Annotated in this window: 26 protein-coding genes; 22 read left to right on the top strand and 4 right to left on the bottom strand. The window is 46.0% G+C overall.

Features of this window, described 5'->3' with window-relative positions:
* Window positions 1-10: 10 nt before the first annotated feature.
* From HMPREF3144_RS06470 to HMPREF3144_RS06445, 6 genes are read left to right on the top strand one after another with little or no spacing between them, the layout of a single operon-like run.
* Window positions 11-499 carry a hypothetical protein gene (locus HMPREF3144_RS06470; protein ID WP_070477024.1) on the top strand — a complete coding sequence of 163 codons (489 nt, stop codon included), beginning with the start codon at window positions 11-13 and terminating at the stop codon, window positions 497-499.
* A complete protein-coding gene (locus tag HMPREF3144_RS06465) occupies window positions 496-1,662 on the top strand; it encodes a hypothetical protein (RefSeq protein ID WP_070477022.1) in 1,167 nt (388 codons plus the stop codon). Before HMPREF3144_RS06470 ends, HMPREF3144_RS06465 begins: the two co-directional genes overlap by 4 nt.
* Window positions 1,659-1,955, top strand: a complete 297-nt coding sequence (locus tag HMPREF3144_RS06460) for a hypothetical protein (protein ID WP_070477020.1) — start codon at window positions 1,659-1,661, stop codon at window positions 1,953-1,955. Before HMPREF3144_RS06465 ends, HMPREF3144_RS06460 begins: the two co-directional genes overlap by 4 nt.
* Window positions 1,952-2,302, top strand: a complete 351-nt coding sequence (locus HMPREF3144_RS06455; protein WP_070477016.1) for a hypothetical protein — start codon at window positions 1,952-1,954, stop codon at window positions 2,300-2,302. Before HMPREF3144_RS06460 ends, HMPREF3144_RS06455 begins: the two co-directional genes overlap by 4 nt.
* A gap of 10 nt (window positions 2,303-2,312) precedes the next feature.
* Window positions 2,313-3,569: a hypothetical protein gene (locus HMPREF3144_RS06450; RefSeq protein WP_141742742.1), complete on the top strand. Its 1,257-nt coding sequence runs from the start codon at window positions 2,313-2,315 to the stop codon at window positions 3,567-3,569.
* A gap of 14 nt (window positions 3,570-3,583) precedes the next feature.
* The gene (locus HMPREF3144_RS06445) at window positions 3,584-5,647 is read left to right on the top strand and encodes a hypothetical protein (RefSeq protein WP_070477011.1); all 2,064 of its coding nucleotides are present in this window, start codon (window positions 3,584-3,586) and stop codon (window positions 5,645-5,647) included.
* Between the two features lie 239 nt (window positions 5,648-5,886).
* Here HMPREF3144_RS06445 and HMPREF3144_RS11705 read toward each other — a convergent pair whose 3' ends face one another.
* Complete coding sequence (locus HMPREF3144_RS11705) at window positions 5,887-6,039, bottom strand: hypothetical protein (protein WP_156099031.1); 153 nt, start codon at window positions 6,037-6,039, stop codon at window positions 5,887-5,889.
* Between the two features lie 59 nt (window positions 6,040-6,098).
* On the opposite strand from HMPREF3144_RS11705, the gene HMPREF3144_RS06440 reads away from it, so the two are divergent.
* From HMPREF3144_RS06440 to HMPREF3144_RS06425, 4 genes are all read left to right on the top strand, one after another.
* Entirely contained in the window at window positions 6,099-7,001 is a 903-nt protein-coding gene (locus HMPREF3144_RS06440) for a phage tail protein (protein ID WP_070477009.1), read from the top strand.
* 65 nt (window positions 7,002-7,066) lie between these two features.
* Complete coding sequence (locus tag HMPREF3144_RS06435; RefSeq protein ID WP_070469696.1) at window positions 7,067-7,327, top strand: phage holin family protein; 261 nt, start codon at window positions 7,067-7,069, stop codon at window positions 7,325-7,327.
* Window positions 7,314-7,841 (top strand): lysozyme, encoded by a 528-nt coding sequence (locus HMPREF3144_RS06430; RefSeq protein WP_070477007.1) that lies wholly within the window; start codon window positions 7,314-7,316, stop codon window positions 7,839-7,841. Before HMPREF3144_RS06435 ends, HMPREF3144_RS06430 begins: the two co-directional genes overlap by 14 nt.
* Window positions 7,823-8,143 carry a hypothetical protein gene (locus HMPREF3144_RS06425; protein WP_141742741.1) on the top strand — a complete coding sequence of 107 codons (321 nt, stop codon included), beginning with the start codon at window positions 7,823-7,825 and terminating at the stop codon, window positions 8,141-8,143. Before HMPREF3144_RS06430 ends, HMPREF3144_RS06425 begins: the two co-directional genes overlap by 19 nt.
* Before the next feature lie 138 nt (window positions 8,144-8,281).
* On the opposite strand, the gene HMPREF3144_RS06420 is transcribed toward HMPREF3144_RS06425, so the two are convergent.
* Together HMPREF3144_RS06420 and HMPREF3144_RS06415 are read right to left on the bottom strand one after the other, a co-directional pair.
* The gene (locus HMPREF3144_RS06420; RefSeq protein WP_070477001.1) at window positions 8,282-8,518 is read right to left on the bottom strand and encodes a hypothetical protein; all 237 of its coding nucleotides are present in this window, start codon (window positions 8,516-8,518) and stop codon (window positions 8,282-8,284) included.
* An 814-nt stretch (window positions 8,519-9,332) separates the two neighbouring features.
* A complete protein-coding gene (locus HMPREF3144_RS06415; protein WP_070476999.1) occupies window positions 9,333-9,722 on the bottom strand; it encodes a DUF6693 family protein in 390 nt (129 codons plus the stop codon).
* Window positions 9,723-9,880: 158 nt separating this feature from the next.
* Here HMPREF3144_RS06415 and tehB point away from each other — a divergent pair, with 158 nt between their 5' ends.
* From tehB to HMPREF3144_RS06360, 11 genes are all read left to right on the top strand, one after another.
* Window positions 9,881-10,504: a tellurite resistance methyltransferase TehB gene (tehB, locus tag HMPREF3144_RS06410; RefSeq protein ID WP_070476995.1), complete on the top strand. Its 624-nt coding sequence runs from the start codon at window positions 9,881-9,883 to the stop codon at window positions 10,502-10,504.
* A 30-nt stretch (window positions 10,505-10,534) separates the two neighbouring features.
* Entirely contained in the window at window positions 10,535-10,933 is a 399-nt protein-coding gene (locus HMPREF3144_RS06405; protein ID WP_070476992.1) for a hypothetical protein, read from the top strand.
* Window positions 10,934-11,029: 96 nt separating this feature from the next.
* Window positions 11,030-12,388: an esterase-like activity of phytase family protein gene (locus HMPREF3144_RS06400; protein WP_210394299.1), complete on the top strand. Its 1,359-nt coding sequence runs from the start codon at window positions 11,030-11,032 to the stop codon at window positions 12,386-12,388.
* Window positions 12,389-12,529: 141 nt separating this feature from the next.
* A complete protein-coding gene (locus tag HMPREF3144_RS06395) occupies window positions 12,530-12,925 on the top strand; it encodes a cupin domain-containing protein (RefSeq protein ID WP_070476989.1) in 396 nt (131 codons plus the stop codon).
* Between the two features lie 162 nt (window positions 12,926-13,087).
* Window positions 13,088-14,731 carry a CTP synthase gene (locus HMPREF3144_RS06390; protein WP_070476988.1) on the top strand — a complete coding sequence of 548 codons (1,644 nt, stop codon included), beginning with the start codon at window positions 13,088-13,090 and terminating at the stop codon, window positions 14,729-14,731.
* Entirely contained in the window at window positions 14,728-15,585 is an 858-nt protein-coding gene (kdsA, locus tag HMPREF3144_RS06385; RefSeq protein WP_018026296.1) for a 3-deoxy-8-phosphooctulonate synthase, read from the top strand. The genes HMPREF3144_RS06390 and kdsA overlap by 4 nt, the downstream gene beginning before the upstream one ends.
* 60 nt (window positions 15,586-15,645) lie before the next feature.
* Window positions 15,646-16,935: a phosphopyruvate hydratase gene (gene eno / locus HMPREF3144_RS06380; protein ID WP_036557257.1), complete on the top strand. Its 1,290-nt coding sequence runs from the start codon at window positions 15,646-15,648 to the stop codon at window positions 16,933-16,935.
* A 28-nt stretch (window positions 16,936-16,963) separates the two neighbouring features.
* Window positions 16,964-17,251 (top strand): septum formation initiator family protein, encoded by a 288-nt coding sequence (locus HMPREF3144_RS06375; RefSeq protein WP_018026298.1) that lies wholly within the window; start codon window positions 16,964-16,966, stop codon window positions 17,249-17,251.
* Between the two features lie 146 nt (window positions 17,252-17,397).
* Window positions 17,398-18,423 (top strand): extracellular solute-binding protein, encoded by a 1,026-nt coding sequence (locus HMPREF3144_RS06370; protein ID WP_070476985.1) that lies wholly within the window; start codon window positions 17,398-17,400, stop codon window positions 18,421-18,423.
* Between the two features lie 43 nt (window positions 18,424-18,466).
* The gene (locus tag HMPREF3144_RS06365; protein ID WP_048768393.1) at window positions 18,467-20,128 is read left to right on the top strand and encodes an ABC transporter permease; all 1,662 of its coding nucleotides are present in this window, start codon (window positions 18,467-18,469) and stop codon (window positions 20,126-20,128) included.
* An 8-nt stretch (window positions 20,129-20,136) separates the two neighbouring features.
* The gene (locus HMPREF3144_RS06360) at window positions 20,137-20,904 is read left to right on the top strand and encodes an ABC transporter ATP-binding protein (protein WP_018026301.1); all 768 of its coding nucleotides are present in this window, start codon (window positions 20,137-20,139) and stop codon (window positions 20,902-20,904) included.
* Window positions 20,905-20,907: 3 nt separating this feature from the next.
* On the opposite strand, the gene HMPREF3144_RS06355 is transcribed toward HMPREF3144_RS06360, so the two are convergent.
* Window positions 20,908-21,519 carry a PIN domain-containing protein gene (locus HMPREF3144_RS06355; RefSeq protein WP_081941456.1) on the bottom strand — a complete coding sequence of 204 codons (612 nt, stop codon included), beginning with the start codon at window positions 21,517-21,519 and terminating at the stop codon, window positions 20,908-20,910.
* A 202-nt stretch (window positions 21,520-21,721) separates the two neighbouring features.
* On the opposite strand from HMPREF3144_RS06355, the gene HMPREF3144_RS06350 reads away from it, so the two are divergent.
* The coding region (locus HMPREF3144_RS06350) for a Clp protease N-terminal domain-containing protein (protein WP_246823916.1) at window positions 21,722-23,687 on the top strand (1,966 nt) is incomplete at its 3' end.

Raw genomic sequence — 23,687 nt, 5'->3', positions numbered from 1 at the left:
GTGGTTATAAATGGATAGTAAATTGTATGCAAAATTTAAGCACGACTCACAAGAATGGCGAGAGATTAGAAATCGTAAGCTCATCGAATGGATAGGCGACCCTAATGCGGTCGCTTTTTTATTGGACATTTTTAATGTGGGCGAGATTTGGGATGACTTGATAGACGGTGATAAGCCGGTTACACATCATGATATTAGCGTAGCGTTTACAACCGCACTGATTAAGTTGCCGGCTAATCCGTTTTATCAGGCATACCAAGCCCAATTGAGCGGCTGCATGACAAGCGGCATACATGCATGGCTAGACGCTAACGAGTATGAGCGTGGCGACGACAACGACAAAGCATATGCGTATGTGCTGCGTGTATGGTACATGGAGCTAATTACGCTTGTGTGTGAACTGCTACATGGCTTTGATTACACGCGAGCAATCAGCATAGAAATTAGGCGTTTTTTTACGCACGAGACGTTAGACGAATATAAGGAGAAACTGTTATGAGTGGCGGTGGCGGTGGTGGCAAAACTCAAACAAGTATTACCAAGACAGAGCCTGCGGATCAGGTCAAGCCTTACTTGAACCCTTTTATGGGGCACGCGGCAGCAATTGCTATGAAGCCATACGAGGCGTATGGTGGTCAGCGTATTGCGGACTGGAATAAAGACCAGCTAGCAGGCTTTGATATGACTAGGCAGGTTGCTAACCAGTCTCAGGCAGCTAACAGCAAGAGCATTAACCACTTAAATAACGTTATGGGTGGGCAGTACCTTAACTATTCACCCGGCACGAATCAGTATCTTGGCCAAACATCGAATGTTGGCAGTAACCAGTATTTAGGCGCTCAAACTAACGTAGGCACTAATCAATACGCAGGGCAAAACGCTTATTTAAATGATGCAATCAAGTCAGCGCAAGACGATGTGACGCGTCAATTTAATAACAACGTGCAGAACAGTACTGATGCGGCGATGGCGCGGCAGGGTGCTTTTGGTGGCTCAGCATGGCGACAGGCTCAAGCGGCAAACCAAGAGACGTTAAATAAACAGCATGCTGACATTAGTACTGGCATGCGCATGCAAGACTACGGTATGCAACAGCAGCTAGCGGAAGCCGATATTAATAGAAGATTGCAAGCTGAGCAGACAGATCTTGCACGTAACGCAGGCTTGTCGGAAGCTGACATTAATAGACGACTACAGGCGCAGCAGACAGATCTTGCACGTAACGCAGGCTTAGACCAAGAGCGGTTAAATATGGCTAACAGCAATTACCAAGCAGAGCGACAGCGACAGTTACAAGCAGCGCAGCTAATCCCTGGCATGAGCCAAGCAGGGTACCAAAACGCACAAGCATTGCTTGGTATTGGTGACGCTCAACAAGGTATGACTCAAGACCATTTAAACCAAGCTTATGCGGACTGGTTAGAGCGGCAGAATTGGGATCAGCGAGGGCTTGACATCATGGGTAGCGCAATTGGCCAGACGATGGGCGCAGGCGGCACGACATCTAGCACAGGTCCTAATCCACACCAAAGAAACCGCACCGCAAGCGCATTAGGCGGCGCATTGAGTGGTGCGGCGATGGGAGCTAAGATGGGTGGCGTTGCTGGCATTCCTGGTAGTTTAATTGGTGGCGGGCTTGGTTTAATCGGAGGTTTATTATGATTAATTTTAATGGCTTAGATTTAAATAAGTTATTACAGCAAGGTGTACATACGAATGATTTTGGTGTGCCAAAAAGCGTAAGTGATAATCTTATGAATGCAGTTAAAGAGCCTAAGCACGATTGGCAGAAATACTTAGAGCTAATGCAAGAAGATAATAATTTACTCCCGCAGCAACAGCAGCCAATGCCCGTAATGCAGGCACCACAAGCACCACAGATACAGTCAGCACCGCATCAGTCAGGTGTGGGCTACCGTAAACCAACTTATATGCCAAAGGGGTTATTAGGATGAATAGTTATTACAACCGCAATCGATTGCCACAACCATGGGAACAGACCTATGGGCAACAAGGTGCTTACCCTCAGCAACCGATGTTTTATCCGCAGCAGCAAATAGGCATGGGTTCAGGCTTATTGGGTGGTTTTGGAGGCTATGCTAAGCGAGATAAGCATGCCACATTTGCTTCAGATGCTTACACGAATTACGTTAATAGTTTGTTGCAAAAGAATGCACCGCAATACGCACCGCAGCCGCAGACGCAAGGCTTATTTGGCTTTAGTCAGCAACCAAAGCGTCAAAGCTTTTTTGACCGTATAAATGATTACGGCGGTGGCGGAAATAATGGAGATGGTTCTTAAGGAAGAAGTCATGGCAGGATTATTGGATACATTACATGCAGACAATGACGAGGGCCGCCAATTACGAGGTGGCCTTTTAAATATGGGCATCGGCTTATTGTCGGGTTCAACCGGACATTATGGTCAATTTGCGCCGGCTTTAGCGCAAGGCTTTGCAGGCTTTCAGCAGGGGCAACAACAAGTCATTGATGACCGCTTTAAAAAGGCGCAAGCCGAGCAAATGCAAGCGTTACGTAATATGCAAATGCAGACAATGGCTAGGGCTCAGAATCAAGAGGACGAGGCACAGAACATTATTTCTAGTGGTATTGATCCGCAGACGGCTTCACGTCATGGAAACCCGATAGTGAGAGAGTATGGACAAAAAGAGCTGAACAGGATGCATCAGCAAGAGCAAAGCCGTACAACGCCTCTGATGCGCAACCTAATAGCCGCAGGATTGCAGCCCGGCACGCCTGAGTTCCAAGACGCAATGCTCAAAGGCACGCAAAGCGGGACGACCGTAAACGTGGGTGGTGACTCTGCCCCAGGTCTCGGTAAGCTGTCAACTGATTATGGTTATGTGTTTGACCCAACAACACGACAGCCTGTTATTGACCAAACGACTGGACTACCTCAAGCGGCGCCAATTCCGGGTTCGCCAGCAGCTCAGGCAATTAAAGAAGCTGAGGAGAAAGCGGCTCTAGCGCAAGCAAACGAAGCAAGAGCGGGAGGCACAGTGGTCCAAGACATTGGGCGCGCTCTTCAGGTATTAAACAATAGCAGTTCATGGGCTACAGGTAGAGGGGCGATGTTAAGCAAATTAGATCCAGAAAGTGATGCCTCAACATTGCAAGGCCTCTATGACTCAATTCTTGGTAATGTCGGTTTTGATTATCTTCAATCAATGCGTGAGGCTTCTCCAACGGGGGGTGCGCTTGGGGCTGTTAACTCGACAGAGTTGGCGTTCTTACAAGGCGTTCTGGGTCGTTTAGATATCACCAGTAGACGAGACATCCAAATAGATAACTTAAAGCGCATTAACAATATTTACTTAGACAAGATTCATGGAACTCCCGAACAGATTATGGCTGCTTACAACGCAGGAATAATAAACCCAAGAACTGGAAAGCCTTTGACGCTTGAAGATATTGCGCCATTAGTTAAGCGATATGAATTGTCGTTTGACGATTCTGGCGACCCAATTGATACAAAGAGTAGCAGTATAAAAACCGGCTCAAAAAACTCACTGGAAGAAGAGGCGCGCCGCAGAGGCTTGATTAAGTAACTAAGGTGTAAAGTATGAAAAATTTACCAGCAGATTTAGTGGCTATGCTGTCGGCTGAGGATAAGCGTTATGGTCGCCCTGATGGAACCTTGTTGTCTGTAATGCAACAAGAGATCGGTGGGCAAATGAGTAAGTATTTGTCTGACCCAACCGCATATCACTACCAACCAAACGCACAAGGTAAGCGCATTGCCCCGCACACGGGAAAAGTATCTACAGCTTTTGGGCCGTTTGGCATCTTAGAGTCAACAGCAAGAGATCCAGGGTACGGCGTCAAACCACTGCAAAATAAAAGTTTACCTGAGCAGATCCGCTTTGCGTCAGATTACTTGCAAGCCAGAAGCCGTCAGGCCGGCAGCTTAAAAGGTGGACTGGCAGGTTACGGTGAGGGCGCCAAATATGCTAATCAGGTAGCTAGTCGAGTAGGTGGGCAGCAAGCAAAGCCTAATGTGATTGAGCGTGTTGCTAATGCAGTTTTTCCAGCAGCGCATGCGGCAGAAACAGGCGGTGACGACCTTGACTTAACTAAGCTAAGTGATGAAGAGTTATTGGCAGCACTATATGACACTTATGAGGACGAGGAAGAAGAGGGGCCTAGCGACACCACTGATTTGTCCAAATTGAGTGATGAGGAGTTGATGGCAATGCTCAAAGCCGAGGGCTTGGCTGAGTCTCAAGAACAGCCGACTACACAACGGCACTCAAGGCTTGGTGAGTTTGGTCGGCAGGTAGGTCGGCAGGTTGGCTTGACAGGAAGGTACGCATTACAAGGCTTGTCGGCTCTGCCTGAAATGATGATAAACCCCTTTATCCAAGCAGCAGGTGGAAAGCCACTTAAAATGTCAGATGCATTAGATACGGTAGGGTATGTTAAGCCCGAGAGTGCAAGTGAGCGAATCTCTGAGGACGTTGTTGGTTTAATGGCTAGCACGGGTGGACTTGCTGGATTAGCAGGTAAAGCCTCTAATATGACATCAGGGGCAACGAAAGGTGTCATGGGCCTTTTGTCCGCCAATCCCGGCCAACAGATTGCTGGGGCGATTGGCTCTGGTTTGGCTGGTGGCACCGCTAGAGAGATGGGCTTTGGCCCTGTTGGTCAAACGGTGGCCGCTTTAGGTGGTGGGTTATTAGCAAGTAGCGCCACTCATCAGATAAGTAAGCCACCACGGCAAAAAATACGAAATGATGCGACTGAGGCGCTTAAAGAAAGGGCAAGTAGGCTATATAAATTAGCTGATGAGCGAGGAATAACAGCACAGCCAAGTGACACAAAAAATCTTCAGCAAGAAATTAGAGGCTTATTATCTGATAATGGCATAATCACATCAAAAGGAGTTCTAGATACTAGTTACGGCAAGGCAAGCGGTGCGGTTAAGTTGATTGATGACTTCGCAGGCGAATCGATGACGGTTAAGCAGATGCAAACAGTACGGAGACGACTTCAGGATGCAGCAGGCTCAATTGACCCACCAGAAAAACGTATCGGCACGATGATGTTAGCTAAGTTTGACGACTTTGTCGCGCCCTTTGCGCCTGAATTGTCTGAAGCGCGATCCATCTATCGGCGACACATGAAAGCGAGCGAATTAGAGCAACTACGAGAGTTGGCGGCGAATAAAGCACAATCGAACTATGTACAGTCAGGTATGGATAATGCGTTGCGTAAACAGTACCGGGGCTTGCTAGATAACATCGTTAAAAACAAGCCAAGTGCTCGCGGCTGGAGTAAGGAAGAACAAGACGCTATTAGAAGGGTTGTAGACGGAACGGTAACGATAAACGCCGCACGTAGAGTAGGTAAGCTTGCGCCAAAAGGTGTTGTTAGCTTAATTGGTGGCGCTGGCGTACCTTACATGATTGGCAACTCGATAGGCGGCCCTCAAATGGGGACGATTGCAATGGCAGGCTCTAGCGGATTAGGAATTTTGGGTGCTAACGCAGCTGACTTTCTAACGCTACGCAACGCACAGCTCGCAGAAGCAATCGCAAGAGGTGATTATTTGAGAGCATTACCTAATACGCCATATAACCCGATGGGTGCGATATGGGGTGCTAGCCTATTGGATCATGAGCAATAAGGAAAAAAAGAATGGTAGATTAGCAAGAAAACGGAAATAGCTAAAACACCGTGTGAAAATCCTTTTTGATATGAACTCATAACAACACTCCAATAAATTTATAAGCTTGCAGAGGCCTTAACATTACGCAATGCAAGATTGGTAGAGCAATTAGTAAGAGGTGCGCATATGCAACAGCCCGCGATGGCACGACCGCTATTAAATCCAATGCCAGCACTTATGGGGGCTTCGTTGCTTGATTAGAAATATTTAGAAATTAGATACATGGCAAAGCAAAAAATGGCAGTAGTCCATACGCCTCGAGAGAATCCTTTTTCGTAGGCCGCTTTTTGATAAATCAAATCTAATTCTCTATCTGCTCTTTTTCTATCCTCTTCATCATCATAGTACATAATTAACACCTCTTTTGACCACTCATAACCGAGTGGTTTTTTTATTTAAGGATTAAAAAATGATACCTGAAAGTATAGACGATTTATCAGAGATCGCAGTAAATAATACGCCACAGGGCGGCGATAATGTAGGCGGCACGCTTGACGATATTCTGCGTGCGCACGCTACAATCATGAAGCGTGACTTGGCGCTTAAGAAAGCTGAGACAGCGGCGGGTACCAGTTTTGCACCAACTGCTAATGTGCTTAGCGAGAACGTACAAGAGGCAATTGAAGAAGTTGCAGGCTTAGCTAAAAGATTAGATATTGGCGGCTACATGAAGGGCATGGTCGTGATGTGGTCTGGCGCAGTCGATAATATACCATCTGGATGGGCGCTCTGTAATGGCTCTAATGGGACGCCTGACTTACGTGGTCGATTTATTATTGGAGCTGGCGGTTCATATAACCCGGGCAATACTGGTAATGGTTCTATACCCTCCCACAGTCACGGTGCAGGTTCATTAGCGACATCTGGTGCCGGGGCTCACACTCATACAGGAACAGCAGCTAGTGCAGGAGGTCACTCACACTCAGCATCTACTAACTCAGCGGGAGCACACACTCACTCAGTGTCGGGGACAACTAATAGTGCGGGTGCACACTCGCACGAATATTTTTATACCAAATTTTCCGTACTTAATCGTTCATTTATATCAACCAAGTCTGATCGTTATGAGAGCACCAGGGAAAACACTTCAACAGCAGGTGCACATACACACTCGGTATCAGGTACCGCAGCAAGTGCCGGTGGACACTCACATACCGTCTCAGTTGCTTCTGGTGGCGCACATACTCATAATGTATCAGTCACATCAGCGGGAGCGCATACGCACACTATCAGCGGATCAACCGCAGCGGCTGGTAGCGGCAGTGAGGTCATAGCTAAATACTATGCACTTTGTTTTATTATGAAATTGTAGGCTCTCGAAAGAGGGCTTTTTTATTGGACTATTTAAAGGAGGCAGCTATGCCCCAAAGGAAGTATATGCGTATACGTGACTACGTGAATCAGATACCGGACGCGGCTGCAATTTCCACGGCTCAAACGACCACTATCGGCTCTGCTGCGGTGGGGTTTTTAAGTTGGTTGGGTAGCATTAATTGGGTTGGCTTAATTAGTGTGCTTGTTGCTGTAGCAGGATTGATAACAAATGTTTACTTTTCATGGAGAAAAAATAAGAGAGAGGAAGAGCTGCATCAGTTTACGTTAAAAATTAAAAGTGGATGTAGCGATGAAAAACCGTAACGGAATAGTAGCATTAGTTGTGTCAGGGGCGATTGCATTAGCATCGCCTTTTTTAATGTCATTTCTCGGCAAATGGGAGGGGGAGGGAGAGTATGTAGTTTATGCCGACAAGTTAGCTGGTGGATTGCCGACTGTGTGCAAAGGTATTACTAAATGGACCAGCCCTTATCCTGTGGTGGTTGGTGAGAGGTGGTCGAAAGAGAAGTGCGAAGAAGTAGAGACGCACGTCACTGTGCAAACACAGCTTAAGCTTGCTGAGTGCATCACAAATCAAGATATCACGCAGAACGTCTTTGATGCGTTAACTAGCCACGCCCACAATGTCGGCGTTAATAACACGTGTAACAGCCGTGCTGTGCGGCTCATTAATGCCGGTGACATCAGGGCAGGCTGTGATGCCATCGCACATAGTGCAACCGGTCGGCCGGTGTGGTCGTATGTTGGTACCACGTTTGTGCGTGGATTGTATAACCGTCGATTGGCAGAGAGGGCATTATGTTTAAAAGGTATGTAATGGGGGCTGGTGTTGCGGTGGTCGTGGGTACGCTAATTTACGTTTATGGCCAACTGCAATACAACGCAGGTAAAGCAGCGGCAAAAGAGGCGCAATATGTGGTTATGCTTGAGGACTATAAAACAGCCGCTGATGATTTATTAAAAGCGTCAAGCGTTGCGCAAACATCATTAATGCAAATCGGAGTACGACACGATGAGTTTAAAGAAAGCTACAAAAATCTTGCTGAGTTTGATTGTTATGCTGACGCTGAGCGCATGCAGCACATCTTCAAGCTATACACGCCCAACTTTACCCGGTAATTTGACGACTTGCACCGACCCACAGCCACCAACCGGCAATCATTTTGATGATGTGGCCGTAGCATTGGCGGACGCGGTTACTCGCTATTATGAGTGCAAGATTAAGCTAGATACGGTGGTTGGGCTGTGGAGCATGGATTAAAGATTGGATCGCTCATACGCATCTAAAGCAATCATGATGCGCTCTACATAAGAGTCACCTTCGATTTTTAAAAGACGCTCTTTAATATTATCAATATCATCTGATTTTCCTCTAACAGTTAGCGTGCTAAGCTTTCCTTCAGCAAGTTGTTTTCTAGTCCACTCGGCGGCGGTTGCTTTGCGCAGTTCTCTGCTGTGCAATGTTTGACTATTCGTGCTTCTTGCTTTTTTCATGCTTGATATCCTATTAGATTTGAAATACAATAATCTGAGTATTAGGGGTACTCAGTTAACCTTTCCCCCTGCTACTACGTTAGTTAAATAATTTGATTATGTGCACAATAATCTCAATTACTAAGCTAACTAACGTGAGTACTAGGATCAATTTATCCATTTATGTACTCCAGTTATACCCCTTAAGTACATTCGGTCTAAGGGTTTTACCGTGAGCGAGCCGCGACCTCGCTCATTGGTTTTATTATAAGACTTCTTATAATAGGAGTCAAGCAAATATTGTTGACGTCACGCTAAAATTAGTCTGTCTTAATTATGACGTAGTCTATGGCAAACGGCTTGCAAAGTAGGGTAATGTGCTGTATATTTATACAGTGAGTTTGATGTATGAGGTTTACAAGCTATTGATTAATAATGGTTTTTAGTTGTATATCTTTGCAGTATTCCTGACTGTTAATCCGCAGGTCACTGGTTCAAGTCCAGTTGGGGGAGCCACTAAATCCTAAGTAAATTATTTGATTAGCCGCTAAAGCGTTGACAGCTTTAAGCGGTTTTTTTGTGTCTACTTTTAATGTGGTATTCCTGTCTAAAACTCTAAACCTGTCGATGCCGATTAGGAGAAGTGGGGTGCCGTCAGTTAGTGTTATAGTTCAATAAAAAGAACGTTTGCTAATGTGTTATTCGACCTTGCCAGAGACGTACATCGTTATTGCTACAGCGAAGCACTCCCATATCAATGCTAGTGTGTTGCTTAGCTGTAGCATTTTCTCGAACGAAACGCATCGCCTAAAGACAGCGGACAGCCTATCCCGGCTTAAACAGGTTCAGGCACGATCTTGCTCTTAGAATAGCAATGTGCATAAATTTTGTATAGAAATACAAAGTATAAAATGCCAAAGCTAATAATGGATAGTATCGTCCACAAAATAATATAGCCAAGCATGCTATCTAAGCCAATATCACAAACCACTCGACCCACCCGATTGTCATTGGGATCATACACATAGGTTTTATTAATAATATAGCGCTGCATATAGTAGGGGAAGACAATCAGCGCCAATCCAAAGGTCACGATCGTCAGTAAAATCCAGATTAAAGCGTGACCTAATACATCTAGGGTGCCAAGCTCACATTTAAGGCGATAGTAGCCGAGCGGTAATGCGGTTTTGTTATAGCTTAGCGTTTCAACCAAGTCGTTATCCATAAGTATCCTCTCAAAAGGTGTATTATCAAAAGATCCTATATAAAAATAGAAATAGCTATTATATTAATAGTTTAATATTTAAATATTATGACATATACAACGATCTAAATATACTGTTTTTGTATATGCCTATGATCTAGTTAAGGACCTTAAGCGCGATGACTCAAAACAATGCTTTATCTTTTCGCAACTTACCCGCTAATTATTTCAAAGACACATATGGTCTCAGTTTGACGCATTCGGAGTTACTGGCGGCGACGCCTTATTTTGTTGGAGGTAGGGCACTGGATATCGGTTCGGGGCGTGGGCGTAATAGTCTATATTTGGCCCAGCATGGTTATCAGGTGGATGCCTTTGATGTGAATCCGCAGGCGATTCAAATTCTTGATACGATTATCGAACAAGAGGGCATTCAAAGTATTCGCACCTTTATCAAGGATCTTAATCAGGATCCGAGCATTGATGGACAGTATGATGTGTTGCTTTGTACCGTGGTGATGATGTTCTTAAAAGCGGCAACCATTCCGCAGCTGATCGAGCAGATGCAAGCAGCCACCAAAGCGGGCGGCTTGAATATTATCGTCTGCGCGATGGATACCGAAGCTTATCCGGCGAAGTCAGATTTCAGTTTCAGTTTTAAAGCGGGAGAGTTGCGTGATTACTATCAAGGCTGGGAGCTTCTGAAGTATAACGAGGACGTAGGCGAGTTACATCGACGCAATCCTGACGGTAGTTTTATAAAGCAGCAATTTGCCACCCTAATTGCCAAAAAGCCATTATAAAATAGCGCTATCTCGGTTTAGCGGATGTTTATGATGACACCATACAGTAAATTTTTAATTCCTATATTAGCGGCGCTAAGCTTAAGTGCTTGCGGTGATGCTAAGGACGATCCACAGCATCAATTGACGGTAATTCGTTTTAACTTTATTAATGCTTGTACCTTTTATGCGGGTAAGCGCAATGCTAATTTCTGTGGTTGTGCTTATGATGAGATGCTCAAGGAATTTGGTCAGGATAATGTCATTGCCTTGGGTGGGGTGGCAGATGAGTCGGAATTAAGTGATGCCGCTCAAATTGAAACGTATCGAGAGATGCAGCGCTTTATTAGCGGTACCACGGAGGGAGTCTGTAAGGATTTAATCGTAGCAACGCCGCAAACTGATCCGGAAGATAAGCCCTTTTTCCGTCGTCTTATTCCTGAAAAATAATTGACATTAAACTGTCATCACAGCGACCTAAGCTTGTCATCAAAGCTTTTTATACTGCTTCATCGATATCCACTTAACTCACACGTAGAGGACATGATGAAGTTAAAAACGATTAGCGCTTATGTTGCAAGCACTTTTTTTGCTTTAACTGCTGGTATGACAGCGCTACAGGCTGCTGAGCAATACCCAGCAAAACTAGCCGGTCATTTGATATTAGCCGGTGATACTAAAATTGACGTGCCAGAGGATGCGCCCAAGGATTTGCAGGTGAATGGTAAGTTCCATGAAAAGCATCGTGTTGAGGACTTGGGTGCGATTGAGGGTAAATCTAATGGTCGTCCCACTGGTGTGAGCTTTCCATTTAAAGGTCAAGCCATTCAAGGACATTCCGGTATTGTTAATAATGGTGATGGTACCTTTTGGTTGCTAACGGATAATGGCTTGGGTAATAAATTAAACTCGAGCGATAGTGCCTTATATTTTAATTTATATAAAATTGATTTTGAAAAGGATCAATGGGAGCATTTGGAGACGGTCTTTATTAAGGATCCACAAAAAAATATCCCATTCCGTATTACGCACGAAGACACGGAAGCGCGTTATTTAACGGGTGCTGATTTTGATCCTGAAAGCTTGCAGGTGGTTGGGGATAATTTTTGGGTGGGCGAGGAGTTTGGTCCATTCTTATTAAAATTAGACCGTCAAGGTAATGTACTTAAGGTGTTCGAAACTGAGGTGGATGGCAAGGTGGTGAAATCACCTGACTATCCTGGTATGACCTTACCAGGCAGTCCCGATGCCAAGTTACCGGAGTTTCAAGTGCGTCGTTCCAAAGGTTTTGAGGGGATGGCCTTATCTGCTGATGGTAAAAGCTTATATCCGCTATTAGAAGGGGTGCTGTGGGATAGCGAGAAAAAAGCCTTTGAGGAGGTGGACGGTAAACCGGTCTTACGCATGTTAGAGTTTAATTTAGCTGATGAGAAATACAGCGCTAAGTCATGGTTTTATCCATTAGAAGATGCCAAGCATTCAATTGGTGACTTTAATATGATCGATGAGCGTTACGGCTTGATTATCGAGCGCGATGATACAGAAGGGACTGCGAATAAAGCATGTAAAGAGGGCGATGATAAAACACGTTGTTTTGATAATGTGGCGAACTTCAAGCGTGTTTATAAGATTGAGCTTAGACCGGAAGAGCAGATGATCCGTAAGGTGGCTTATATTGATCTGATGGATACACAGGATCCGGACGGCAAATCTCAGTTTGAGCTGATTGATGGCAAGTTTCAGTTTCCTTTCTTTACCATTGAAAATGTCGATGTAGTCGGTGACCGCTATATCGTAGTCGGTAATGATAATAACTATCCTAAATCAAGCAGTCGTGAGCCTAATGTAGCTGACGATAATGAGTTGATTTTGTTGGATGTCAAGGAGTTTCTAGAGGCTAAATAAGCACCTGTGGGCGGTTGATTTTTTCCGATAATTTACAATTCAACACAGGTTCTTTTGCACGAAGCGATTATGATTTAGGTATGAAGCATAAGGTAGCTTATGCTTCTTCTAAATTATTTCACCTAAACAGGAGAATGTCTTATGTCTAAAAAAGGCTTTTGTGACCATATTGAGAAATTAACCGAGGAAAATGACTTATATCGTAAGGTGCTCTACACAGGCAAACATTTGCAGCTCGTATTAATGACCTTACAACCGGGCGAGGAGATCGGGGCTGAGGTGCATGAAACGCATGATCAGTTTTTCCGTTTCGAAGAGGGTAAGGGTAAGCTTGTTATTGATAATAATGAGTACGAGATCAAGGCTGATTTTGGTGCCATTGTACCCGCCGGTGCCAAGCACAATGTGATTAATACTGGTGATGAGCCCTTAAGACTATATACGATTTATGGTCCGCCAGAGCACCGTGATGGTGTGGTGGTTGATGTCAAAGCCAACGAAAAAGAAGAGCATTTCGACGGTAAGACCACCGAGTAGTTGTTTGGCTTTTCAGACTCATCCCCGAGTTGTTATTAGACAATTCGGGGATTTTTTATGCAGGATTAAATTTAGCTCAGACGCACTTAATCATGAAATCATTTGGCGCCCTCGGCTATAATCTAAATTTCCGGCTAGGCCCTTAGAGGGCGCATTATCGACATGTCTACAAAATACATATTCGTAACCGGCGGTGTGGTATCTTCTTTGGGCAAGGGGATCGCCGCTGCATCGCTTGGTGCTATTCTCGAATCACGTGGCCTTAAGGTCACGATGCTCAAATTAGATCCCTATATTAATGTTGACCCCGGGACCATGAGTCCACTGCAGCATGGTGAGGTTTTTGTGACTGAAGACGGTGCAGAAACCGACCTCGACTTGGGGCACTATGAGCGTTTCGTCTCTGCCAAGATGCATAAGCAGAATAACTTCACCACCGGCCAAATTTATGAGTCGGTGCTGCGTAAGGAGCGTCGTGGCGAGTACTTGGGCAAGACGGTTCAGGTGATTCCTCACATTACCAATGAAATTCAAGATTTTATTGTCCGCGGTGCGAAGCGCGCCTTTGATGGTGAAGCAGATATTGCCATTGTAGAGATTGGCGGAACCGTGGGTGATATCGAGTCCCTGCCGTTTTTGGAGGCTGCTCGTCAGATGAGTTTACGTTTGGGACGCCAGGGGGCGGCCTTTGTGCATTTGACCTTGGTACCATTTATCCCATCGGCGGGTGAGCTTAAGACGAAACCGACCCAGCATTCGGTACAAAAGATGCGCGAAATCGGTTTATATCCAAATGCTTTACTCTGTCGTGCTGATCGTCCAATTCCAGATGATGAACGGGGTAAGATTTCTTTATTTTCCAATGTTCCTTTTGATGCAGTGATTTCTGTTTGGGATGAGACCAGTATTTACAAAATCCCTTCCATGCTGCATCAACAAAAGTTGGATGAGATTTTATTAGATGCACTGGGCATTGATGCACCAGCCGCTGACCTCAGTAGCTGGGATAATCTTGTTTATGCCATGGAGCATCCTAAGCATCGGGTGACTATCGGGATGGTGGGTAAATACGTTGAGTTAACCGAATCGTATAAGTCGCTTAATGAGGCCTTGATGCATGCTGGGGTGCAGACGGATACTCAGGTTGTTATTGAGTACATTGATGCCACGGAGATTGAAGAGGGTAAGACTGAGTTACTTGAGCAGCTAGATGCGATTCTTGTGCCCGGTGGCTTCGGTAAGCGCGGCACCGAGGGTAAGATCAAAGCGATTCAATACGCTCGCGAAAATGGCGTTCCTTATCTTGGTATTTGTTTGGGTATGCAGTTAGCAACCATTGAATTCGCACGTCATGTGGCGGGCTTTAGTGGCGCCAATAGCACCGAGCTTGATCCTTCGACTGCCCATCCTGTGGTGGCTTTGATTACCGAGTGGCAGGACCGTGAGGGTCATGTCGAAAGACGTGATGCCAAGAGTGATTTAGGTGGTACCATGCGTAAGGGCTTGCAGTCTTGTCCGGTTAAGCCAGGCACCTTAGCTGCCGAGATTTACGGTGACACGGTGAATGAGCGCCATCGCCACCGCTATGAGGTTAATAATGTCTACGCCGAGCCGCTTGAAAAGGCCGGTTTGATCATCAGTGCGCGTACGCCTGAGGATAACTTACCTGAAATCATTGAGATAGCCGACCATCCGTGGTTCTTAGGCGTGCAGTTCCATCCTGAGTTTACCTCGAAGCCACGTACCGGTCATCCTTTGTTTACGAGTTATATCAAAGCTGCATTAGCGGCCAAGGGTGAAAAATGAATTTAGTAGGATATGAAGTGGGTTTAGATAAACCCTTCTTCTTAATTGCTGGTCCTTGCGTGATTGAATCGCGAGCCATGATCATGGATATCGCTGCCGAATTAAAGGCAATCACCGATGACTTGCAAATCCCATTTATTTTTAAAAGCTCATTTGATAAGGCAAATCGAAGCTCCAGCGCTTCATTCCGTGGCTTAGGTATGGCCGAGGGCCTGGATATTTTAGCGCAAGTGCGTGAGAGCCTGGGGGTACCGGTGTTAACCGATGTGCACGATCAATCTCAGGTGGCTGCGGTGGCGGAAGCGGTGGATGTGCTACAGACCCCAGCTTTTTTATGTCGTCAAACGGATTTTATTCGTGCCTGCGCGGCTACCTTAAAGCCGGTTAATATCAAAAAAGGGCAGTTTTTAGCGCCATTAGATATGCTACAAGTGGTCAATAAAGCACGTGAGGCTGCGCTTGATGCTGGCGGTGATGGTAAGAATATCTTAGTTTGCGAGCGAGGAGCTAGCTTCGGCTACAATAACTTGGTTTCCGATATGCGTTCGCTTGCCTTAATGCGCCAAACCGATTGTCCTGTTGTTTTTGATGCGACGCACTCGGTACAATTGCCGGGTGGGCAGGGCACTTCTTCTGGCGGTCAGCGTGAATTTGTGCCGGTCTTAGCTAGAGCAGCAGTGGCCGTAGGCATTAGCGGCTTATTTATGGAGACCCATCCAGACCCAGTGCATGCCTTATCCGATGGCCCTAATGCCGTACCACTTGGCAAAATGCGGGACTTACTGCAAACCCTCAAGATGTTAGATAAGACAGTGAAGTCACAGCCATTACTGGAAGATGATTTTGGCCTTTAATACGATTTAGCTAATTGCTTAGCTAGCAATGATTTTTTTATTTAAACAGGAAGATATCTCATGAGTGCAATTGTCGATATTATCGGTCGCGAAATTTTAGATTCTCGCGGCAATCCTACCGTTGAATGTGATGTATTACTAGAATCCGGTGCCATGGGTCGTGCTGCTGTTCCCTCCGGTGCTTCAACCGGTGCCCTGGAAGCGCATGAGTTGCGCGATGGCGATAAAAGTCGCTACTTGGGCAAGGGTGTGTTAAAAGCCGTTGAGTATATCAATACTGAAATCTCTGAGGTATTGCTAGGCTTAGATGCGCAGGAGCAAAGCTTTATTGATCGTACCTTAATTGATTTAGACGGCACTGAAAATAAGTCACGTTTAGGTGCCAATGCGATTTTAGCCGTTAGTATTGCTGTGGCTAAAGCGGCGGCTGAAGAGGCGGGCTTATCCTTGTATCGCTACTTTGGTGGCTCTGGCTTATTTAGCCTACCAGTACCCATGATGAATGTGATTAATGGTGGCGCACATGCCAATAATAACCTCGATATGCAGGAGTTCATGATTCTGCCGGTGGGTGCCGAGAGTTTTCGTGAAGCCCTCCGCATGGGGACCGAGGTATTTCATGCATTAAAAAGCTTGATTCATGATCAGGGCATGTCGACTGCTACAGGTGATGAGGGCGGCTTTGCGCCTAACGTTGAAAATCACGAAGCGGCGATTCAGTTAATTCTTCAAGCCATTGATAAGGCGGGTTATGAAGCAGGTTCACAAATCGCCATTGGTTTAGACTGCGCTAGTTCTGAGTTCTATCGTGACGGTAAATATCACTTAGCAGGTGAGGGTGATATTGCGCTTAGCTCTGAGGAATTCGCAAATTTACTTGCTTCTTGGTGTGATAAATATCCAATCATCACCATTGAAGATGGTATGGCTGAGGATGACTGGGAGGGTTGGAAAATCCTTACTGAAAAGCTGGGCGATAAGGTTCAGTTAGTGGGTGACGATTTATTTGTTACCAATACCAAAATCCTTAAAAAGGGCATCCAACAAGGTGTGGCGAATTCTATTCTGATTAAAATCAATCAGATTGGTACTTTAACTGAAACCTTTGAAGCCATTGAAATGGCTAAACGTGCGGGTTATACCGCCGTCATCTCGCACCGTTCGGGCGAGACCGAAGATGCCACCATCGCTGACCTAGCGGTAGGTAGCAATGCCATGCAAATTAAGACCGGTTCTTTATGCCGTTCGGATCGTATGGCGAAGTACAATCAACTCTTACGAATTGAAGAGGAATTAGCCGAAGTCGCTGTTTATCCTGGGATAGAGGCTTTTTATAATATTCGTAAGTAATTGCGCTGATTAATATACGATTTAAGCGATGAGACTGCTGCTTTTAGTCATTGTGCTGGCTTGTTTAGCAATACAGATTCCCCTGCGTTGGGGCGGCTTTGGCTATGCCCAGGTCAATGTATTAGAGCAGCAGTTGGAGGCGCAGCTACAGCATAATAAGGCCCTTGAAGCGCGCAACAATGCGATGCAAGCGGAAATTGATGATCTGCGAGGTGGTACCGAGGCGCTAGAAGAAAGAGCGCGAGTGCAATTAAATATGATTCTAGACAATGAGAATTTAGTACAGCTCTTGCCTGATAAAGATTCAGATGAGTGATGTCCTTGTTTAAATCCATGATATTAGTGACTGCTGAGGCAGTCATTTTTTTTGGAAATTTATAGTTAAAAGGCTTGAAAATTTAACTAGCTCCCTTATAATTCATAAAACTAATTGCTAATAGTTATCATTTACATGGAGAGTGTATGTTTAAGTTTTCTTCTGTTTTTGCCGCAGCCGTTTTAGGTGTAGCTTCTTTTAATGCCTTAGCTGCTGATGAGGTCAATATTTACACCACGCGCGAGCCGGGCTTGATCCAGCCATTACTCGACGAATTCACTAAAGAAACCGGGATTAAAGCAAATACGGTGTTTGTTAAAGACGGTTTAACCGAGCGCGTTAAGTCCGAGGGGGCCAATTCACCAGCAGATGTGTTGATGACAGTGGATATCGGTCGTTTATTAGACGTGGTGGATGCGGGTTTAACCCAGGCAATTGATTCGGCAGATTTAGAAGAGCACGTGCCTGCCGCCTTTAAGGATCCAAATAAGCATTGGTACGCTTTGTCCCTACGTGATCGCGTGGTTTATGTGGCTAAAGATTTAGATCTTAAGGAAATGAGCTATGAGGATTTGGCTGATCCTAAGTACAAGGGTAAGGTTTGCTCGCGCTCTGGTCAACACCCCTATAACACCAGCTTAATCGCTGCTAAAATCGCTCACGACGGCGTTGAAGCTGCTGAGGAGTGGCTCAAAGGCGTTAAAAATAACTTAGCTCGCAAGGCTGCTGGCGGTGATCGTGAGGGAGCACGCGATATTTTAGCCGGCATTTGTGATTTAGCAATTGGTAATGCCTATTACGTCGGTCGCATGAAAAATGCGGAGGCGGGTTCGGATCAGCATAAATGGGGTGAAGCCATCAATGTGATTCGTCCTACTTTCAAAAACTCTAAATCTAACGGTACCCATGCCAATATCACCGGTGCAGCGATTGCTAAGAATGCGCCTAACCATGATAATGCGATTAAATTATTGAATTTCCTGATTTCTGAAAAAGGTCAATCAATGTACGCCAAGAGTAATTATGAATACCCAGTGCGTGCGGGTGTTGAGTTGGATCCCGTGGTTGCAAGCTTCGGTCCATTGAAAATCGATGAAATTCATATTCTAGAAATTGCTAAACATCGTCAAGAAGCAAGTGAATTGGCTGACAAAGTTGGTTTTGATCAGTAATATTCATGTAAAATAGCTAGCTTGGAGAGTTTTACAAGTTCACATGTTTAGTCATCAAGCCAAGCTACAAAGGGTGCAAGGTTGGAGTATGGGTTCCATCCTTGCGCTTCTTTTTGTGCTTATTGTTTTTTTGCCAATTGCCGCTTTAGCTGTGCATGCGATAAGCTCCGGTGTGGATCACTGGGCTAATCTCTGGCGTTATGTGTTGCCGGCAGCCACTAAGAATACCCTGATTTTATTGGGCGGGGTAGCCTTGGTGGTCTCTATTGTGGGCACGACTACCTCATGGTTGGTCACTGCCTTTCATTTTCCCACAAGGAATATCCTCGTTTGGGCCTTATTGTTGCCGCTCAGTTTACCAGCCTATATTATGGCCTTTGCCTATGTGGATTTATTGCATCCTTTAGGGCCAATTCAAGGCTTTATACGTGACTTATTAGGTTATAGCTCACCGCGTCAATTCCGTCTTCCGGATGCGCGTTCGATGTGGGGTGGGATTTTGGTGATGAGTATGTCACTCTATCCCTATGTGTATTTTACGACGCGGGCGATGTTTATTAATCAGCCGGTTAATTTAATCGAGGCTGCCCGGGTGCTAGGTTGTAACCAGCGACAAGCTTTTTTTCGTTTGATTCTGCCATTGGCGCGACCGGCGATTGTGATCGGCGTGGTACTGGCTTTATTAGAAACCTTGAATGACATTGGCGCATCAGAATTTTTAGGCATTCAAACCCTGACGACATCGATTTTTAATACCTGGGTTGCTCGTTCTAATTTGGGTGGGGCAGCGCAAATTGCCTGTATTATGCTGTCGGTGGTGGTGTTGTTAATTTATATTGAGCGACAAGCGCGGCGGCGTCAACGCTATAGTAATGCGCAGCGTATGACGACTGTTAAACCACGTCAGATTAAGGGATGGCAAGCGATGGCTGCGATGCTGTATTGCTGGTTGCCGATTCTCATAGGCTTTGTTGCGCCGGTATGGTATTTGTCTTGGGAAGCTTATAAGCGCTTAGCCCAGGGGCAAGTGATTTCTGCGAATTTATGGAAGAGCGCATGGAATACGGTTTACGTATCCTTGGTGGCGACCGTGATCACGGTGCTAGTCGGCCTATTAATTGTGTGGGTGATGCGGGACCCTCGCTTTAAGTTTAAAAAGCTTTTTGCGCGTATCGGCAGTTTAGGCTATGCCATTCCTGGGACGGTCTTGGCTATCGGCTTATTAAGCCCGTATGCTTGGGCCGATTCAGCACTTGCAAGTGTGTTGACTAAGCTCTTTAGTTTGCCGCCACAGCTATATATTATGGGTGGGATTAGCGGTTTGGTGATTGCTTATATGGTACGTTTTTTGGCAATGACCATCGGTGCCTTAGAAGCTGGGTATGAGCGTATTCCACCCCAACTGGATACCGCTGCGCGTAATTTGGGTCGTAGTTATAGAGAGACCTTTTTGCTGGTGCATTTGCCGCTATTAAAGCCGGCCATTGGTACGGGTGCGGTATTGGTTTTTGTCGATACCATGAAGGAATTATCGATTACCTTATTGCTGCGCCCCATGAATTTTGAAACCTTAGCCACTTGGCTGTATGCCGAAGCGGCGCGTGGTACCTACGAAGAGGGTGTGATTGCTGCCTTATTAATTGTGGCAGTGGGATTGATTCCGGTGATTTTCCTAGCCCGCAGTCAAGAGAAGATTAAGTATTAAGATTAAGTATGAGTTTATTAAGCTTAGAAAGCGTTGATGTTGTTTATGCGAATGCAAATACCAGCAATCGTGTAGTGCATGACTTTAGTATGCGCTTGGAGCAGGGTGAGATAGTCTGTCTGCTTGGACCTTCCGGTTGTGGTAAAACCACGGTCTTACGAGCCATTGCCGGTTTTGAGCCAATTACTGCGGGTCGTATTTTATTAGATGAGCGCGTGTTATCGCTACCTGGGCGGTTATTGGCGCCGGAAGAACGTCATATCGGCATGATGTTTCAGGATTATGCGCTGTTTCCGCACCTTACGGTGGAAAGTAATATTCGTTTCGGTCTACATAAATGGGATAAAAAAGCCGCCAAGGCGCGCGTGGAAGAAATGCTTGAGTTGGTTGGTTTAAGCCAGTTTATCAAGCGCTATCCGCATGAGTTATCTGGTGGGCAGCAGCAGCGAGTGGCCTTGGCCCGGGCGATTGCGCCAAAACCAAGATTATTGCTATTAGATGAGGCTTTTTCTAATCTGGATGTGGACACCCGTGAGCGCTTAGCCATGGAGGTGCGCGATATTCTTAAGCAAAATAATCTCTCCGCCATTTTAGTCACGCACCATCAGTCCGAGGCTTTAGCCATGGGGGATCGCATTGCATGGATGCATTGCGGACAATTGAGCCGTTGGGTTGAAAATCAGCACAAGCAGGCGACGCTAGAGGATATACAGGCGCTAGGCGCAGCCTTACTGCATCCAGGGGCGCGCTATCCGGACTATTGCCCGGCGGGCTAGCTGCTAATTGAGGTGTGCCTGCTGCTCAAGTTCAAGCTCATAGAGCTTTTTGAGCGCAAATAAGCGTTCACGCTTAAGAAACTCGGGCACACTCAGTACTGGCTTGTCGACCTCCATCGCATCAATCGCAAAGAGCTCGAATAAATCCATCATCAGAGCCTTATGCTCGGGCCAGAGCATGCTCAGCAGTTGATCGGGACTGTATAAAAAGAGGCCTAGTTCGCGAATCTCCCGTCGGGCAAAGTCCCTTAGGTTCCAAGTAATAATGGAAATCATATGCTGCGGCGCTTTTTGTTGCATACATAGGCCGCAGGCAATGACATGATGATCCTTTTTATCACTGTAGCGCAAGTGCTTTTCATAGGCGTGCACCACGCCCATATTGGCCTCAGGGAATTGCTGCTGCATAAAATTCCACTCACGCTCGGCAAAATCCTCACTCACATCCCAGATCTTTGGGATATTGCGCCGCCACTCCTCGCCGATATACTCACCCCAGATTGGTGCAATGCATTGATGTTGGGCTAGACGCATCAACAGCTTTCTGACGGTGTTGGAAATGAGTACGCAGGTGTCAAGTACAACATAATGGGGCGTTGGTAAAGGGGTATACATACAATCTGTGTTTATCGTACCGTGGTAAAGACTAAAATTAGAGTCTGCAGTTTAGCAAATTCTTGTGAAAATCTCATGATAAGCCCTTGAAAAAACAGAAGCTCACCTTATCTACTAAGCATAGCAAGGGAGTCGACAGTTTGTGGCAAGTAAGACAAATAGGTCCTAGCTCCCGATAATTATTTTTGAAGGTGTATTCATTATGAGATTTGATAAATTAACTACTAAGTTTCAACAGGCTTTGGGTGATGCTCAAAGTCTTGCTGTACACCACGACAATGCGTATATCGAGCCAGTGCATGTGTTGATGGCTCTTATTTCCGATCCTGATAGCGGAGCCAGTAGTTTATTGGCCCGTGCTGGGGTACAAGTGAATCGTCTGCGCACTGCCTTGGATGCAGAAATTAGCCAGCTACCACAGGTAAGCGGCGATACGAATCTACAAATCAGTAGAGACTTAAATAATTTACTTAATCGCACGGATAAGGAGGCCTTAGACCGTGGCGATGAGTTTGTGGCAAGCGAGCTGTTTTTACTAGCCCTTGCTGACGATAAAGGACCTGCGGGTCGTGCGTTACAAGCCGCCGGTATGAATAAGGCAGCCTTAGCCAAAGCCATTGATGATGTGCGTGGCGGTGAAAATGTCACGGATGCTGAGGGCGAGTCCAATCGTGAAGCCTTGAAAAAGTATACTTTAGACTTAACTGAACGAGCCCGTCTAGGTAAACTCGATCCGGTGATTGGGCGTGATGATGAAATTCGTCGCGTTATCCAGATCCTCCAGCGTCGCAGCAAAAATAACCCGGTCTTAATTGGTGAGCCGGGTGTGGGTAAAACGGCCATTGTCGAGGGTTTAGCGCAGCGTATTGTGAATAATGAGGTACCAGAAAGTTTGCGTGGCAAGCGTGTCTTATCCTTGGATTTGGCGGCTTTATTAGCTGGCGCGAAGTTCCGTGGTGAGTTTGAGGAGCGCCTCAAAGCGGTGCTTAAGGAGCTAGCCCAAGACGATGGTCAAAATATCGTCTTTATTGATGAGTTGCACACCATGGTGGGTGCCGGTAAGGCAGAGGGTGCGATGGATGCGGGCAATATGCTAAAACCTGCATTAGCACGTGGTGAGTTACATTGTGTGGGTGCAACTACGCTAGATGAGTATCGTCAGTATATTGAAAAGGATGCGGCCTTAGAGCGCCGTTTCCAAAAGGTCTTGGTGGGTGAGCCCGATGTTGAGTCGACCATTGCGATTCTGCGCGGTCTAAAAGAGCGTTATGAAGTGCATCACGGGGTCTTAATTACTGACCCAGCGATTGTGGCGGCGGCTGAGCTTTCACATCGTTATATTTCCGACCGTTTCCTGCCGGACAAAGCCATTGACTTAATTGATGAGGCAGCGGCGCGCATCCGTATGGAAATCGACTCTAAACCAGAGGTGATGGATAAGCTTGATCGTCGCATCATTCAATTGAAGATCGAGCGTGAAGCAGTGCGCAAGGAAGAGGATGATGCCTCCAAACGCCGTCTAAAGCATATCGAAGATGAGTTAGAGCAACTGCAGCGTGAGTATAACGACTACGAAGAAGTATGGAAAGCTGAGAAAGCGGCGGTACAAGGTGCGCAGTCGATTAAAGAGGAAATTGAAAAAGCGCGTGCAGAAATGGCCGAATGCCAGCGTAATGGTGAGTTCGAGAAGTTGGCTGAAATTCAATACAGCTTACTACCTAAACTTGAACATCGCCTGAAAGAGGCTGAAGCAGTGGCATCAGAGGAAAAACCGCGCTTACTGCGGACTGAGGTTGGTTCCGAAGAAATTGCTGAGGTGGTATCACGTGCTACTGGTATTCCAGTCTCTAAAATGATGCAGGGTGAGCGTGCCAAGTTACTCAGCATGGAAGAGAAATTAGAGCAACGTGTGGTTGGTCAGAATGAAGCGGTTAATCTGATTGCCGATGCGATTCGTCGCTCTCGTTCTGGTTTATCCGATCCGAATCGCCCTTATGGTTCTTTCTTATTCCTAGGGCCTACCGGTGTGGGTAAAACCGAGCTCACGAAGAGCTTGGCCAATTTCTTATTTGACTCGGACGATCATATGATTCGTATCGATATGAGTGAGTTTATGGAAAAACACTCCGTGGCTCGTTTAATCGGTGCGCCTCCGGGCTATGTGGGCT

The sequence above is a fragment of the Oligella sp. HMSC05A10 genome (genome assembly GCF_001808335.1).
GTDB lineage: Bacteria > Pseudomonadota > Gammaproteobacteria > Burkholderiales > Burkholderiaceae_B > Oligella > Oligella urethralis.
Note: the sequence above shows the minus strand (reverse complement) of the source record. Positions and strands in the feature narration are given on the sequence as shown.